The sequence below is a fragment of the Gammaproteobacteria bacterium genome, assembly GCA_019911805.1.
Classification (GTDB): domain Bacteria; phylum Pseudomonadota; class Gammaproteobacteria; order Thiohalobacterales; family Thiohalobacteraceae; genus JAHJQQ01.
Genome location: JAIOJV010000042.1, coordinates 22648 through 38716 on the forward strand (window position 1 = coordinate 22648; position 16069 = coordinate 38716).

The window sequence follows — 16069 nt, forward strand, 5'->3', positions numbered from 1 at the left end:
CATGTCCTACATTCTCGAGGCACTGAAAAAATCCGAGCAGGAACGGCATATCGGCCATGTGCCGGACCTCACCGTGACGCAGGAACCGGCGCCGGCGACACGCGTGACCGCCCGTTGGCCATGGCTGCTGGCCGTCATCCTGCTGCTCAATGCCACGGTCATCGGTCTGCTGGTCTGGCGGCCGTGGCAGACGCCGGTGCCAGTGGTCGTGGGGGCCGAACGCGACCCCCGGCCCGCGGCCGGCGAGGGTGTCTCGCCGGTGCCGATCGGGTCCACGACCGCGGCTGCGTCTGTGCCCGCAGCCGCTGCCGCAGCGCCCGCGCTGATCGAGCCGGCAGCATCCGCCGCGCCGTCCATCACGGCCAGCGCACCCATCGATCCGGGGTCGACCGCGCGTGTCGCTGCAGTACCTGCGCCGGAGGAGCGCCCGGTGACAGCCGCACGCAGCCCCTCCGACTGGCGCGCGACGACGCCGCGCTGGCAGGACCTGCCGGTGGAGGAGCGCAGCCGGCTGCCGGTACCGCGCTTCGACGTCCATGTGTTCGCACAGGAACCGTCCCGGCGCTTCGTGCTGGTCAATCTGAAGAAGTACCAGGAGGGAGATCGGCTCGATCAAGGTGTGACCCTTGACGCCATTCTCGCCGAGGGTGTCGTGCTGTCCTATCAGGGGCAGCGTTACCGGGTGGATCGTCCATAGTGTCTCCTTTCTCAGCATCAGTATCCCGTGATCGTAGTCCCCCTCGCGCCGGCCTCGCGTGGCTGTGGTTTCTAGTCGGAGCGCTGCTGCTGTGCGCAGCGCACGGCGCGGCCGCGGGGGAGCCGCCGCAGCGATTGATCATGCGTCTGGTCGATGTCCCGCCGTCCGCCACCGTGGGTGTGGAGCGCCGGACCAAGGAGGTGCTGCGTGCCGCCGGCATCTCCGGGCTGGCCTTCGAGCGGGAACTGGGGCCGGCGCTGGTGACACTCCGGTTCGAGGCGGCGGTTGCCGGGGCGGTCGTCGAGCGCAGCATCGAACGCCTGCATACGCAGCCGGAGGTGGTCTACATCGAGGCAGACCGCCGTGTCCGCCCGCAGCTGGTGCCCAACGATGCCGCCTATCACATGCAGCAATGGAATCTCTGGGACACCTACGGCATCCGCGCGCCGGCGGCCTGGGATCAGGAACGCGGCGCTGCCGGCCTGGTGATCGCGCTGCTCGACACCGGCATTCTCCGGCATGCGGATCTGGACGGGTCGCGGGTGCTGCCGGGTCGGGATTTCATCACCGACACGCGCTATTCGAATGACGGCGACGGTTGGGACGCTGACCCGAGCGATCCCGGCGACGCTGTCACCGCCGGGACCTGTCCCGACGGGAGCCCCTCCAAGGATCAGCCGAGCTCCTGGCACGGCCTGCACCTCGCCGGCGTGATGCTGGCGGCCACTGACAACGCTGTCGGTATCGCCGGGATCAATCATGCCTCGCGCCTGCTGCCGGTGCGGGTGCTGGGCAAATGCGGCGGGCTCTTCAGCGACATCATTCCCGCCCTCCTCTGGGCCGCCGGCCTGCCGGTGGACAAGCTTGAAATCAATCCGACGCCGGCGCGGGTCATCAATCTCAGCTTTGGCGCACCCGGCACCTGTACGCCGGCCGTTCAGGATGCCATCGACCGGGTCGTTGCCGCCGGTGCCGTGGTGGTGGTGGCGGCCGGGAACAATGACGGTATCGATGTCGCCAATGTCGTCCCCGCCGGCTGCAACAATGTCATCACGGTCGCCGCCACCGATCGCGGCGGTGCGGTGCCTTCCTACTCGAACGTCGGCAGCCGGGTGCTGCTCAGTGCGCCCGGTGGCAGCGGGCCTGTCGGGATCTATTCGCTCTCGAATGTGGGCACGGCCGCCCCGCTGCCGTCGCCGGGCGGAGACGACTACCAAAGCCTGATCGGGACGAGTATGGCCACCGCCCAGGTCTCGGCGGCCGTTTCCCTGATGCTCTCGGCGCGGCCGACCTTGAGCCCCGCCGATACCCGTGCGCTGCTGCAGCAGTCCGCGCAGCCCTATCCCGCCGGTGGCTGCCTCTCCGGTCTGTGCGGTGCGGGCATCCTCGATGCGGCCGAGGCGGTGAGATTGGCGGGGACGGCGGTGTTCACTCCCGACACCTCCGGCACGGCTGCCGGCAGCGGGGGTGGCGGTGGTGGCTGCGCGCTGCGCAGCGGTCGCGGGGCCTCCTCCGGAGTCCCGTTGGAGCGCGACATTGCGCTGGGGCTCGTACTTCTGTGTTTAAGCGTGTCGCGGATGTGGTGTAGGCGCAGAGAAAATTTGAGAGGCCTCGACACTGGACATCAGTGCGTCGCGGGTGATTTTCACGGAATTCGTCGTGCAAGATGAGGTCAAACGGAAGCCGGCACCTCGATCAGGTGGGGGGCGGGTGTGGGCCGGGTTTGGATCGGGCCCGCCGCGCACCCGACAACCCCGCCTGTCGTGACTGAACCGGGTCGTGACCAAGACTGGCAGGGGTGTGCGGAGTCGAAGCTATTCATCAGGTATGGCCATGTTGAAAGCACTGCAAGGATTCATCGACGAGTTTCTCTCGCCGGGTACCCAGCCGAGCGCCGAATCACAGGAGCATCGCCTGCATCTCGCGACCGCGGTGCTGCTCATGGAGATGGTCAACGCCGATTTCGAGGCGCGGCCGGAGGAGCGCGAATACGTTCTCGACCTGCTCAGGGCCGAGTTCCGGCTGACGGCGACCGAGGCGCAGCGTCTTGCCGACCTGGGCGCCCAGGAGATGCGGGCGTCGGTATCGCTGTTCGAATACACCCGTGTGATCGACACGCTGCTCGATCCGGGCGAGAAACTCCGGGTGGTCGAGATGCTGTGGCGGGTCGCCTACATCGATGGTGCGCTGGATAAGTACGAGGAGTATCTGGTGCGCCGGATCGCCGATCTGCTGCATCTCAGCCACCGCCAGCTCATGCAGGCGAAACAGCGGGTGCTGGACGTGCAGGGTGCCTGATGCGGCGCGGCGCGGACTGAGTTGAAATCAGGACGGGAGAGCCACGCAGTTCTCCCGCCCCGCAATACCTGCGCATCCCTGCGCCGTCGTGTCGTCGCCGGACTCCGGCTCAGACCATATCCTTGAGACCCTTCAGGGCAGCGATCTTGACCACGTTGCGGGCCGGCTTGGCCTTGAACATGGTCTCTTCCCCGGTGAACGGGTTGATGCCCTTGCGCGCCTTGGTCGCCGGCTTGCGCACGACCTTGATCTTCATCAGGCCGGGGACGGAGAACACGCCCGGGCCGTTCTTCTTCAGATCGCGCTTGATGAGCCCGCTCAGGGTGTCGAATACGGTGCCGACATCCTTCTTGGTCAGGCCGGTCTGATCGGCGATGTAGCTCAGGGTTTCGGATTTGGTGGTGGGTTTGTTGGATGCCTTGGCGGCACTCTTCTTGGCGGTCTTACCAGCAGCTTTCTTCTTCGCAGCCATTCAATACGCTCCTCGTATGTTTCCAGCATAGGGTTTGCAACGCCGCATAAGATAGCACAATAAATTTTCGGTGGAAGGCTTTTGAGTCTGGAATAGCAGTATTTTATCGTCGCCTCATCGTGCCGGGGGCGTATTTTTCCGAGGCGGTGTGCCCCTGACCGTGACGGCACGACTGATCGGGCGGTGTCCACGGCCGATTCTCCGGCGTCGATTCTCCTGCGTCGATCGGTCGTCACGCACCGTGCATCGACGCCGCATGCGGAGCTGCGGACCGTCATGCCGATGAGGCAAAGTCATGTCGGAAGCGTGAGCGTCCGCGCGACGCGGTACCTCCGGTGTAGCCCCCGAGCCACTGGCGGAGCGGCCCGCAACGGTACGCGGCGCCCCGGTGTCGGTGGCCCGTTCGGGCTTAAACATCGGCCGTCGCCGGCCGCTAGCCCCCGTTAGAGTCTTCAGGCACATCCTTCGCACTAAAGGATTGATTTTCAGGAATTCCAAACGGTTGGTCTGGAATGAGTGCGGCACCCAAAAGCATCGATAAGAAATCCCTTCAAGTCCTCGTGCCCTTCAATGCGCTCTCGCCGGCGCATTTCAACGAGGTCATGCAGAAGACCCAGGTGGATGAGTACCGCGCCGGCCGGGTGGTCTTCAAGGAAGGCGAGCGCGACAACCAGTCGGTCTATCTGCTCAAGGGCGAACTCAATCTGCTCGCCGGCAACGACATTGTCGGTATGGTCAAGGCCGGCAGCGATGCCGCCCGCCATCCCGTGGCCCAGCAGCAGCCGCGCCAGGTCACCGCGCGAGCCAAGACCAGCGTGATCGTCGCCCGCGTGGACTCCAGTCTGCTCGACATCATGCTCACCTGGGATCAGTCATCCGGGTACGAGGTGGCCGAGATCGACGATGACGAAGACGGCGACTGGATGACCCGCATCCTGCAGTCGCAGGCCTTTCTGAAGCTCCCACCCTCGAATATCCAGCGGCTCCTGATGAGTGTGGAGTCCATGCCGGTCCGCGCCGGCGAGATCGTCATCCAGCAGGGGGGCGAGGGCGATTATTTCTACATCATCAAGACCGGTCGCTGCATGGTGACCCGGCGACCATCCCAGAACGCCAAGGAGGTGAAGTTGGCGGAATTGACGGATGGAGACGCCTTCGGCGAGGACGCCCTGGTCTCGGACGCCAAGCGCAATGCCACTGTCACCATGCTGACCGACGGCGTGCTCATGCGCCTGGCCAAAGCGAATTTCAACGAGCTCCTGAAAGAACCGCTGCTGGCCAAGGTGAAGTTTGAGGCAGCGCGAGCACTGCTCACCAAGGGTGCGGAACTGCTGGATGTGCGCTTGCCCGGCGAGTTCGAGAACTTCCACATCGCCGACAGCCGCAATATCCCGCTGTCGGCCCTGCGGCTGGAGGCGAACTCGCTGGCGCGCACCAGAAAGTACATCGTTTGTTGTGATACCGGCCGCCGCAGTGCCAGTGCCGCCTTCATCCTGGGGCAGCGCGGTTTCGACGTGTTCGTGCTGGAAGACGGATTCGCCTCCGTACCGCCGGAGGCCCAGATCGGTGATGCACCGACACCGGGCGGCGCACTGCCGGACACGCCTCCCGCGCCGGTCGTGACACTGCGGTCGGTCCCGACCCCGGCACCAGCACCACCTGAAGGTGCGGCGGCATCTGCCGAGACCGCGACCCAGCTGGAGGCACGGATCGAGGCACTCCAGGCCGCACAGACGGCCGCTGAGGCGGCGCGCGATCAAGCCCAGGCCCGGCTTGCCGAGCTGCAGGGCGAGCTGGAACAGGTGCGCACGACCGCCCGCGAACAGACGCTCGAGCTGGAGCAGACACTGAGTGAGGCACGCACCGAAGGCACCGCCCTGTCGGTCGAGATGCAGCGGCTCAAAGAGGAGCTGCGTGGCTTCCGGCAGGCGGATAAGGCGAGCCGTGAACAGGCCGAGGCACTCGAGGCCGAGGTGGCGGAGCGGCGTGAGCGCGAAACGGCGTTGCGCGCCGAGATCAGCGCGCTGCACGAGCAGCGCGCACAGTTCGAGGCCGCTGTCGCTGGAAATGAACAGGCGCACACCGACGCAGCTGCCGAACTGGCAGCACTCCGGGAGCGCATCGCCGCACTCGAACCCCTCGAACAACAGCTGCAGGCGCAGCGCAGTGAGCGCGAGTTGCTGGAAGAGGCCAAGGCCTCGGCCGAGGCGGCTGCGCGCGAGGTACAGGAGCAGCTCTCCACGGCGTCCACCGAGCTGGCACAGCTGCGTGAGGATCACCACGCCCTGCAGCGGACACTCGCCGAGACACAAGGGCACGCACAGCAGCTGGCAAGCGATGGCGGTGAGCAGGCGCAGCGGCTGGCCGCCGAATTGGACACCATGCGGGCCACTGTCGCGGCCACCGAGCAGGAACGTTCGGTGCTGCAGGACACCCTGGTCCGGCTGCAGGCCGAGACCGCCGCGGCCCAGGCTCGGGTGGTCGATCTGGAACAGGCCACGCAGGCCCAGACCGACGCTGCCGAGGGCCGCCTGGAGGCGGTACGCCGTGAGCTGGACACCGTCCGGGTGGAATTCGAACAGGCCCAGGCCGCATGGGCCGAGGAGCGGGCAGGTCTTACCGACGCCGAGACCGGTCGGGCCAGCGCACGCGCCGACCTGGAGACCGAGCACGCCGCACTGCAGGCCGAGCTGCAGGTGGCCCGAGCCGACCTGGAAGCGGCTCGGACAGGGCTCGAAGCGCAGCTGGCGGAGGCCACGGCGGCGCATGCACGGGCGCTGGCCGACCAGGAGGCCACGCAGCAGGACGCCATTGCGGCCTACGAGCGGCGTCTGGCGGACGCGGAGGTAGAGTCCGCAGCGCGCATTGCCGAGCTGGAAGAGACGGCGCAGGCCCAGGCCGACGCTGTCGAGGGCCGCCTGGAGGCGGTACGCCGTGAGCTGGACACCGCCCGGGTGGAATTCGAACAGGCCCAGGCCGCATGGGCCGAGGAGCGGGCAGGTCTTACCGACGCCGAGGCCGGCCGGGCCAGCGCACGTGCCGATCTGGAGGCCGAGCATGCGGCACTACAGGCCGAGCTACAGGTGGCCCGTGCCGACCTGGAAGCGGCTCGGGCAGAGCTCGAAGCGCAACTGGCGGAGGCTGCGGCGGCGCATGCACGGGCGCTGGCCGATCAGGGGGCCACGCAGCAGGATGCGATTGCAGCCTACGAGCGGCAGCTGGCGGACGCAGCGGCGGAGACAGCACGCATTGCCGGGTTGGAGCAGGCGCTCCACGACGCCCAGGCCGCTGCCGGCGAGCTGGCGGGGCAGGCGGCACGACTGACGGCACTCGAAGAGGAGCGTGACCGCCTGCACGGGGAATTGGCGAGTCAGGCGGAACTCATCCAGGAAGCCGGCACCGCCCGGACCGAGATCGAGGCGCGACTGGCGGAGATGTCCGCGGCGGCCGAAGAGGCGCAGGCACAGCTGGAGCAGGCGCAGCGGGAGCGGCAGCAGGCCGTGACGCAGGCCGAAGAGCGGCTGCGTACCGAGCTTGGGGTACAGTTGCGTGATCTCAAATCCGATCTGGATGGTGCCCGGGCCGCCCTGGCCCGTGAGCAGTCCCTGCGACACAATCTCGCGGCAGCGGATCAGTCCGAACGGGATGCCGCGCTGGTGCGGGCGGCAGAAGAGCTTGACAGGGTACAGACCGATCTCGACGCCGCCCGTCACAGTCTGGAACAGAACGAGAGGGAGCGGCGCGCGCTGGAGGACACCGTTGCAGCCGTGCGCGACGAGGCAGAGACGCAGCGCCAGGCGCTGACCGCCGAACTCGAGCAGTTGCGGATGGTGACGTCTGCCGATATCGACGCCACCCGTCGGCAGATGGCGTCGTTGCAGGAAGAGCTCGACATCGCGCGCAAGGCCCGTGCGGAGTCCTCCGCCGACAATGAGCTGTCCCGCCTGCGCATGTTGCTCGACGAGGCCCGCGAGGAGGCCAGTTCCGCACACAGCGATGCCGAGCAATGGCGGGAGCAGGCCTTTGCAGCCGGCCAGTCCCAACCGGACCCGAGTGACGAACTCGATGCCCTGCGCATCCAGCTGGCGGATGTACAGGTCCGTATCGATGATGCCTTGCGGTTGCGCGATGCAGCGCAGCAGGAGGTGTCCGGGCTGCGCCGGCAGATCGAGGACCAGCGTACACAGGGCGCTCAGACCGGGCCATCGCTCACGGTGTCTCCACCCGGCGTGCCGCCGGCCCGGCCGGAACCCACCCGAGGTGGTGGTCTGTGGGCCGGGCTGGCCGTCGGTCTGCTGATCGGCCTGCTGGGTGCCGCCGGCCTGTTCTGGTATGGCGGTGGTCTGGATGTGCTGTCCGGTATCGTCGCCATTGAGCCGCCGGTTGCCGCCCCGCCGCCGGCCGCAGAGAAGATGACGCAGCCCGCGCCGGTGGAAGACGAGCAGATCAAGGCCGCGGCGAAGCCGGTGACGAAACCCGTAGCGAAGCCTGTACCGAAGCCCGTAGCGGAGCCCGTAGCGGAGCCGGCACAGGTCGACCCGATCGCCGCGGTGACTCCACCCATAGTGCGGACCTTCCGCGATGAGTTCCTCAGCGGTGGTTCGGGACCGGTGCTGGTGGAGATTGCGGCGGCGACTTTCACGATGGGTGGCAGCGCCAGTTCACTGGAGTTCGATGAGCGTCCCCAGCATGAGGTGCGGCTGCAGCGCTTCGCGATCGGACGCTATGAGACGACATTTGATGAATACGATACCTTCGCGCGGGCCACGGGGCGCATGCTGTCGGATGACGAAGGCTGGGGTCGCGGCGACCGTCCGGTGATCAACGTCAGCTGGGAGGACGCCACCGCCTACGCCCACTGGTTGTCCGAGCAGACCGGTAAGCGCTATCGCCTGCCCTCCGAGGCCGAATGGGAGTACGCCGCCGCGGGCGGCCGCAGTACCCCGTACCCGCGCGGCAACGGGCACGCCAACTGTTTCAACTGCGGCAGCACGTGGGATGCGCGCTTCACTGCGCCGGTCGGCAGCTTCGCTCCCAATCCCTATGGCCTCTACGATACCGCCGGCAATGTCGCCGAGTGGATCCAGGACTGCTATCACGCAAACTACGAAGGGGCCCCTGCGGATGGCCGCGCGTGGGTGTCGGCGGACTGTTCCGGCCGGGTGCTCCGCGGCGGCGGTTTCAACAGCCCCGCCACCTCCGTGCACTTCAGCAAGCGCGATCAACGCTCGGTCGCCGCGACCGCGGATGATGTCGGTTTCCGGATCGCGCGTGATCTGTGAGGCGTTAGGAGTGAGGGGTGAGGCGTGAGGAGTGAGGCGAAAAACCCTTATTGGCCACGGAAACACACGGAATAACACGGAAAAATGCTATTGCAAAACCCGTTCGGAGTCAGCGGGTAAAACGTGACAGTTGTGGACGCGACCTCTGGGAGCCTTGCACAGAACCCTGGTCATGGAAGGCCATAATGCGGGTCTCGCACCTTAGCCCCGGTACATGGTGCTGCGGCGTCGCGACGCGCCGAAGGTAATGGCCCGGTGCAGCAGGCAGTATCTTGATGCCCCACCAAGGCATAGGCCCCAAATGAGCACCGGGATTACACAGCAGAATTTAATCGACAGACCCCGCCCAGTGATCGCTCAGTTTGAGCACTGGGCTTTTACATTATTATTTTTTCCGTGTTGTTCCGTGTGTTTCCGTGGCCAATAAGGGTTTGTCTTTTACGCCTCACACCTCACACCTCACACCTCACACCTCACACCTCACTCCTCACCCCTCACGCCTCACGCCTCACCCCTCACTCCCCAAGAACCTTGTCTCGTCTCCCGGCGACTGGCATGCTGCCGGCATGCAGCGGCAGGCCATTGAAGTCGGACATCTCAGCAAGCGCTTTGGCGACATCCATGCGGTCAAGGACCTGACGTTTGCTGTGCCATACGGCTCGGCCTGCGCGCTGCTGGGTGGTAATGGCGCCGGCAAGACCACGACGCTGTCCATGTTGCTGGGGCTGTTGACGCCGTCGGCCGGCAGCATCCGTATCCTTGGTGAGGACATGCTCGCGCACCGCTATCGGGTGCTGGGGCGCATGAATTTCTCCTCGCCCTATGTCGATCTGCCGCAGCGTCTGACGGTGGCCGAAAATCTGTCTGTGTACGCGCACCTCTACGGCATCCCGCGGGTCCGCCGCCGGCTCGCCGAGTTGGCTGACGACCTCGATATCGGTGCGTTCCTCAAACGGCCGTACGGGACACTGTCGGCGGGTCAGCGCACGCGCGTGTCCTTGGCCAAGGCGTTGCTGAATACGCCGGAGGTGCTGCTGCTGGACGAGCCGACCGCATCGCTCGATCCGGACAGCGCCGACCGCATCCGCGGCTATCTGCTGGACTATCAGCGCCGCAGTGGTGCGACGCTGCTGCTCGCGTCGCACAACATGCCCGAGGTCGAGCGGATCTGTGACGATGTGATCATGCTACGTGCCGGGCGCCTGGTGGATCGCGGGACGCCCGCGGGCCTGCTGGCGCGCTACGGCCGTGGCACGCTGGAAGAGGTGTTTCTGGATATCGCCCGCGCCCCGGCGGGCGTGGCCTGAGGGCTCGGGTTTGACCACCACAGCGACGTCGTTCGCCCTGCGCCGGGTCGGCGCGATGGTGCTGCGCTATCTCTATCTGCTGCGGAGTTCCGGCCCGCGGGTGCTGGAGCTGTTCTACTGGCCGACCGTGCAACTGGTGCTGTGGGGTTTCATCACCGAGTTCTTCGTCACCAACAGCAGCTGGCTGGCTCAGGCCTCCGGCGTGCTGTTGGCGGCGGTGCTGCTGTGGGACGTCCTGTTCCGTGGTCAGCTGGGTGTGTCGCTGGCCTTCTTCGAGGAGATGTATTCACGCAACCTCGGCCATCTGTTCGTCAGCCCGCTGCGGCCCTATGAGCTGATCTGTGCACTGCTCGTGATCAGCCTCATCCGCACGCTCGTGGGTGTCGGTGCCGCCGCCGCCCTGGCGATACCGTTGTTCGGGTTTTCCATCTTCTCGCTGGGGCTGCCGCTGCTGGGCTTCTTCTTCAATCTGCTGGTCATGGGCTGGGCCATCGGTCTGATGGTGGCGGCGCTGGTGCTGCGCTACGGGCTGGGTGCCGAGGCACTGGCCTGGGTGGCGATCTTTGCGCTCGCGCCGGTGAGTGGGATCTATTACCCGATCGCGACCCTGCCGGAATGGTTGCACCCCGTGGCCTGGGCGCTGCCGGCCAGCCATGTCTTCGAGGGGATGCGGGCGGTGCTGATGGAGCATCAGGTCCGCTACGATCACCTGGCGGCGGCCATCGGCCTGAACCTGTTGTACATCTCGGTCGGGATTGGGTTGTTTCTCTATGCCTTTCAGGTCGCGCGCCGGCATGGGACCCTGCTGCATATCGGCGAGTGACGCCTGCGCGGACACAAAAACGCCTGCGGACCGGGGTCCGCAGGCGCGTCACGTCGGGTCGCGGAGGTCAGCTCGCGTCGATGTCGGCCAGGAATGCCGTGATGTCGACACCCCGCATCGATGGCGGTAACGGGTCTTCACGCCGGGGGGGCGCGTGTCCCGACGGCGACAGACCGATCGCCAGACACAGGTCCGTATGGCCGGTACTGCGTGCCGGGGAGTTCTGGATGACAGACAGCTCGTCGCCCGCTGTATCGACCTCGTAAGTGACCATATCGTAGACCTTCACCATGGTTCACCTCCTGTGACGGCGGAAGTGCCGTCTTCACCTCGTACCCTAGAGTAGCGGCGCCCTCAGGGCAACGTTTAACACTGTGTGGAGTTGCTCCTGATCATGGCGCAACAACGCTGAAAAACAGCCTTTTAATCGGTATATCCGCCGTGCCTGATGCCGGCATAAGGAATTTCAGTGGGCGCGTTCCGGATGCGAGGCGAGGTGGTGGGCCCGGCGTGTGGTTTCAGGTTGGCGATAGCGCGTGACGCATGCCATGACGAGTTTGATGGCCGTCTCCAGCCCGACGCGGTGGCCGCTCGAGACGAAGAGGGGGCCTGTCCCCGGACGGCTGCGCACCGCCGCACCGATGATCTCGTCGTGGTCGATCAGCGGCGTCCAGGCGCCGCGTACCTGCGGCGGGGACTGAAACTCGCCGATCAGGCGTCGCTTGGCCACGCCGATGGTCGGCCGATCGGCGAGAATGCCGAGGTGGCAGGCCAGACCGAAACGCCGCGGGTGGGCGTAGCCCTGGGCGTCGCAGAGGATCAGGTCGGGATCGATCCGGGCCTGCGCCAGCGCCCGCAGTGCCGCCGGTAATTCGCGGAACGATAGCAGGCCCGGGACATAGGGGAACGAGGTCGGGCGGCGTACGACGAGTTGTTCGACCAGCGCCAGGTCGGACAGGCGCAGGATCACCACCGCGGCTCGTGTGGTCCGACCGTCATCTTCGAAACCGATGTCGACGCCGGCCACATGCCGGATCCTGCCCAGACGATCCTTGCGCTCGACCTCGGGGGCCAGTTCCGCCTGGATGAGACGCGCGTAGGCGGGTGTGACATGCCAGGGATGCAGGTTGTCCAGCTGCTCGTTTCTCATGGGCGATCCATTCGCGGCACCGCCGACGGTACACGTCCGATCCGGCGCCGGTAGCGAGGTCATGTCTCAGTATAGAAGATGCCTGTCAGGATAGCGGGCAGGGTGGCGGGCAAGGTGATGGCGGCTCAACCACAAACCCGACGAGGCAAAGGCGGATTCACTCTTCGCGGTCGAAGCTGTCCAGTGGATTGCCCCGCTGGTCGCTGCCGCGCAGTTCCAGGTCGACGCCGTAATCATCGCGCTCGATATCCAGCGAGCCGGACCAGTCCTCCGGCGGTTCGATGGCCTCGAGATCGAGTGCGTACCAGGTGTCCAGGTCGATCTCCTCGACCGTACCGTCGAAATACTGAAGATCCACCGTGTCATCGTCGATATCCAACGCGACGATTTCGAAGTTGTCGCCGGTCGCCGTGCGATACCAATCCCCGATGCGCGGTTCGTATTCGGTCGCCATGTCGGTAGTCTCCTGCGCTGCCCAACGTCTCCAGCGGACAGGGTAGTTATAGGGGTATCGCCGGGCCTTGGCAAGCAATGCCGTGCGTTGTTCCCAGGTAGATTGCAAGCGTATGATCCCGCGCAGGGAATACACTGCGTGTCGAAGTAATGGCGGCTCCGACAGGGCACCGCCGCGATGGTCGGACGGGGTGCGCTGAAGCGGACGTGAGATGATGAATGGGCTGCTCGAAACGGGGGTGAACAGTTTACTGCTGCTGTTCGTCACCATTGATCCGATCGGTATCGCGCCGGTATTCGGCACGCTTGCGGCGAACCTGTCCGACGCGACGCGCCGGCGTGTCGCGACCCGGGCCGTGTGGCTGTCCGCCACCATCCTGGTGGTGTTTGCGTTGGTGGGCGATCCTCTGCTCGTCGCCCTGGGTGTGGGGCTGCCGGCATTCCGCATTGCGGGTGGCAGCCTGCTCTTTCTGCTGGCGGTCGAGATGGTATTCGCGCGCCGTTCAGGGCTGCGGTCGACGACCCGGGTCGAATTGCATGAGGCGGGCCATCGCCAGGACATCTCGGTATTCCCGTTGGCGTTTCCGCTGTTGGCCGGGCCCGGCGCACTGACCACTATTCTGCTGCTGTCGTCCGGGCACCGCGATGAGCCGCTCGTACTGGCCGTGGTCATGGCGATGCTGGGCCTGGTGCTGGTGATGACCTGGTTCGCGCTGCTGCTGTCGGGACGGTTACTGCGTCTGCTGGGCGAGACCGGGACCAATGTAGTCGGCCGTCTGTTCGGACTGCTGCTGGCGGCCCTGGCGGTACAATTCATGGTCGATGGGGTGATCGCCGTGCTGCATGACGCGGGCATCGGCTGACAACGGCGAGGGGAGCATAGCGTGGGTTGGTGGGGTACTGCACTGGGTGGGGCTTTCGGTTTTCTTCTGGGTGGTCCGCTGGGGGCGCTGCTGGGCGCGGCACTGGGCCGGCGGTTCGACAAGGGTATCGATCGCATCGGTCTGCTCGGCGCCGATCCCGGCGACCAGGAACGGGTGCAGACGGCCTTCTTCACTGCGACCTTCGCCGTAATGGGGCATCTCGCCAAGGTCGACGGGCAGATAACGAAAGACGAGATCCGGCTGGCCGAATCGGTGATGGCGCGCATGCAGCTCGGTGCCGACATGCGTCGTACCGCCATCCGCTTGTTCGACGAAGGCAAGGCGCCGGACTTCGATCTGGACGCCGTACTCGACCAGTTCCGCCGCGAATGTCGCGGCCGGCGGCATCTCCTGCAGATGTTCATCGAGATCCAACTGCATGCCTGCTACGCCGACGGCGCCATCCATGCCGAGGAGGACCGTGTGCTCCGGCACATCTGCGACCGGCTCGGCTTCAGCGCCCGGGAGTTCGCCCACCTGGAGGCGCTGGTGCGCGCCGCACGCACCTTCACGGGTGCCGGCGCGGGTGCCGGCGCCGGTTCGTGGGGGGCGCGTCCCGGCGCGCCGCCCTCGCGCGACCGCCTGGCCGACGCCTACCAGGTGCTGGGCGTAGGGCGCGCTGCCACCGACGCCGAGATCAAGACGGCCTATCGGCGGCTGATGAATCAACATCATCCCGACAAGCTCGTCGCCAAAGGGCTACCCGAGGAGATGATCGCGCTGGCGACCGAGAAGACCCAGGAGATCAAGGCCGCCTATGAGACCGTCAAGGCGGCCCGCGGGACCAGGTGATTTTTTACCGCAATGGACGCGAAGGTGCGCGAAGGAAATTCTGCTAAAGAACCCAAAAACCAGATTTGCCACGGAAACACACGGAAGGACACGGAATGCAAAATCTGCCACGTCCCCACCTTCCATGTGCCGCCGTGGTTGGAATGAGCTTCTTTCGGTCGTTGATGATCTACCTTTGCGCCCCTTCGCGTCCTTTGCGGTAAAAGTGGGGTTTGGGGTTTGAGGCCGGGTAGGAATTCAAAAACCGGATTTTCACCGCAAAGAACGCAAAGGCGCGCGAAGGAAATTCTGAAATAAACCCAAAACCCGTATTTGCCACGGAAACACACGGAAATACACGGAAGATGGGGATGCAGTGGGTTTTGCATTCCGTGTATTTCCGTGTGCTTCCGTGGCTGAAATAAGTTTTGGGTTCAGTACTCGTTGATGATTTTCCTTTGCGCGCCTTTGCGTCCTTTGCGGTTGAAGTCGCTTTTTAGAGATACCGCCCGCCGCCGGCGATGGCGACGACGATCAGTCCCAGGATGAGATTGATGCCGATGGTCTGGCGGATACGGGCGAGCTCGGCGCCGCCGGCCGGCCAGTCCTCGATCACCACGGCGCGCTGCAGGCGCCGGAACGGCGCGAAGTACAGGTGCATGTAGAGCAGGATCATCAGCCACCCCAGGCCCTGCATGAGATGCACGTACAGGCCGACCTGACCCATGCCGCCGAGTGCGCCGAAGATCATCCCGTAGCCGGTGACCGGTAACAGCACGACGGTGATCCACACCCACGGGAAGAAGCGCCGGAAGGTCTGCGTCCACAACGGCAGCCGCTGCGGCGGCGGCAGCACGGTCGCCGCTGCCGGGCGCAGCGCCATGTAGGCGAAGAACATGCCGCCGACCCAGACGACGGCGGCCAGCAGATGCAAGGGGAAGAGCAGGGACATGAGGTTATTCATGGTGCGGCCTTGTCGTTGTCGTTTGCAGGAGATGCGGGTTTTGCCGGTTTCCGGGGCGACTTTCCGGCGCCGGCCGTGACGTTCTGCTCCAGCCAGCCACGCACGCGGCGCACCAGCTCATCGTCCAGCCCGACGAAGAAATGATCCGCGCCCTCGACCTCGATCTGACGGAACCGTCCATGGCCGGCCTTGCGCATGGCAGCGGCGCGTGGTGGTACCGCAGTCAGCACGGTATCCAGGTCCCGGCTACCGTACAGGTCCAGAATGGGCAGTGCCAGCCTGGCGAGCTGAGCCGTGGTGTCGAGCTGTGGGTCGAGCGCGCTGCCGCTCATGCCAATGGCGACGAAACCGCCCAGACCCAGGTCACCCTGGTCCGCCAGCGTCGCGCTGGCCATGGTGGCGCCCAGACTGTGGGCGATGAGTGCAACGGGCTCGATACCCTTGGTCTTCAGGAAGGTTTGTGCCGCCCGGATACGCGGCCCCGCCTCGGCGATCAATGGGATATAGTCCTGTACCCCGGCCTCGTTGGGCAGGATCGGCATCTGGATGGACAGTGTCGCCCAGCCATAGTCCGGCAGCCCGGTGCGCAGCGGGTAGATGACCTCCGCCCAGTCGGGATGCACGCCGATGCCGTGCAGGATGATGGCGCCACCCTTGGGGGTGCCGCTCCGATCTTCCGTAAAGATGGCGAGGAATTTGTGGCCGTCGGCCTCCAGCCATTCCGCCTCGCCGACCAGCAGCGCATCGACGATCTGATCGGCCCAGCGCTGTTCCTTGTCCGTGTCGGAGGCGCGGACCCCGGCCGCCGCCGTGATCGCCGCTAAAAAAACAAGCAGGCTCAAGCGTTTTTGCAGTCTCATGGTGGTCCCCTTGCGCTGGCCCGCACGCCGCGTGCGGGCCGGTACTGCCGGCCGTCGCGCACGAAGGCT

14 protein-coding genes are annotated in these 16069 nt (G+C 65.7%); 8 read left to right on the top strand and 6 right to left on the bottom strand.

Annotation, left to right across the window (positions count from 1 at the left end; all coding sequences use genetic code 11):
* Position 1: 1 nt before the first annotated feature.
* From K8I04_04140 to K8I04_04150, 3 genes are all read left to right on the top strand, one after another.
* On the top strand, positions 2 to 697 hold the full coding sequence (locus tag K8I04_04140) for a general secretion pathway protein GspB (protein MBZ0070905.1): 696 nt from the start codon (positions 2 to 4) through the stop codon (positions 695 to 697).
* A gap of 140 nt (positions 698 to 837) precedes the next feature.
* Positions 838 to 2367 carry a S8 family peptidase gene (locus K8I04_04145; protein ID MBZ0070906.1) on the top strand — a complete coding sequence of 510 codons (1530 nt, stop codon included), beginning with the start codon at positions 838 to 840 and terminating at the stop codon, positions 2365 to 2367.
* Between the two features lie 163 nt (positions 2368 to 2530).
* The gene (locus K8I04_04150) at positions 2531 to 2995 is read left to right on the top strand and encodes a TerB family tellurite resistance protein (protein MBZ0070907.1); all 465 of its coding nucleotides are present in this window, start codon (positions 2531 to 2533) and stop codon (positions 2993 to 2995) included.
* A 109-nt stretch (positions 2996 to 3104) separates the two neighbouring features.
* Here K8I04_04150 and K8I04_04155 read toward each other — a convergent pair whose 3' ends face one another.
* Complete coding sequence (locus tag K8I04_04155) at positions 3105 to 3467, bottom strand: HU family DNA-binding protein (protein ID MBZ0070908.1); 363 nt, start codon at positions 3465 to 3467, stop codon at positions 3105 to 3107.
* Between the two features lie 512 nt (positions 3468 to 3979).
* Between K8I04_04155 and K8I04_04160 the strand changes: the two genes are divergently transcribed.
* From K8I04_04160 to K8I04_04170, 3 genes are all read left to right on the top strand, one after another.
* Positions 3980 to 8749 (top strand): SUMF1/EgtB/PvdO family nonheme iron enzyme, encoded by a 4770-nt coding sequence (locus tag K8I04_04160; GenBank protein MBZ0070909.1) that lies wholly within the window; start codon positions 3980 to 3982, stop codon positions 8747 to 8749.
* A gap of 566 nt (positions 8750 to 9315) precedes the next feature.
* Positions 9316 to 10056, top strand: a complete 741-nt coding sequence (locus K8I04_04165; protein MBZ0070910.1) for an ABC transporter ATP-binding protein — start codon at positions 9316 to 9318, stop codon at positions 10054 to 10056.
* Between the two features lie 55 nt (positions 10057 to 10111).
* Positions 10112 to 10879 carry an ABC transporter permease gene (locus tag K8I04_04170; GenBank protein MBZ0070911.1) on the top strand — a complete coding sequence of 256 codons (768 nt, stop codon included), beginning with the start codon at positions 10112 to 10114 and terminating at the stop codon, positions 10877 to 10879.
* Between the two features lie 67 nt (positions 10880 to 10946).
* Here the strand turns inward: K8I04_04170 and K8I04_04175 are convergent, their stop codons facing one another.
* From K8I04_04175 to K8I04_04185, 3 genes are all read right to left on the bottom strand, one after another.
* Positions 10947 to 11171, bottom strand: a complete 225-nt coding sequence (locus K8I04_04175) for a hypothetical protein (protein MBZ0070912.1) — start codon at positions 11169 to 11171, stop codon at positions 10947 to 10949.
* Between the two features lie 174 nt (positions 11172 to 11345).
* Entirely contained in the window at positions 11346 to 12029 is a 684-nt protein-coding gene (gene nfi, locus K8I04_04180; GenBank protein MBZ0070913.1) for a deoxyribonuclease V, read from the bottom strand.
* A gap of 157 nt (positions 12030 to 12186) precedes the next feature.
* Complete coding sequence (locus tag K8I04_04185) at positions 12187 to 12483, bottom strand: hypothetical protein (protein MBZ0070914.1); 297 nt, start codon at positions 12481 to 12483, stop codon at positions 12187 to 12189.
* A 211-nt stretch (positions 12484 to 12694) separates the two neighbouring features.
* On the opposite strand from K8I04_04185, the gene K8I04_04190 reads away from it, so the two are divergent.
* Positions 12695 to 13345, top strand: a complete 651-nt coding sequence (locus K8I04_04190) for a MarC family protein (GenBank protein ID MBZ0070915.1) — start codon at positions 12695 to 12697, stop codon at positions 13343 to 13345.
* A 21-nt stretch (positions 13346 to 13366) separates the two neighbouring features.
* Positions 13367 to 14197, top strand: coding sequence for a co-chaperone DjlA (gene djlA, locus K8I04_04195; GenBank protein ID MBZ0070916.1), 831 nt, complete (start codon positions 13367 to 13369; stop codon positions 14195 to 14197).
* Between the two features lie 475 nt (positions 14198 to 14672).
* Here the strand turns inward: djlA and K8I04_04200 are convergent, their stop codons facing one another.
* Both K8I04_04200 and K8I04_04205 read right to left on the bottom strand, forming a co-directional pair.
* Positions 14673 to 15128, bottom strand: a complete 456-nt coding sequence (locus tag K8I04_04200) for a CopD family protein (GenBank protein ID MBZ0070917.1) — start codon at positions 15126 to 15128, stop codon at positions 14673 to 14675.
* Between the two features lie 8 nt (positions 15129 to 15136).
* Positions 15137 to 16000, bottom strand: coding sequence for an alpha/beta hydrolase family protein (locus tag K8I04_04205; GenBank protein MBZ0070918.1), 864 nt, complete (start codon positions 15998 to 16000; stop codon positions 15137 to 15139).
* Positions 16001 to 16069 lie beyond the last annotated feature (69 nt).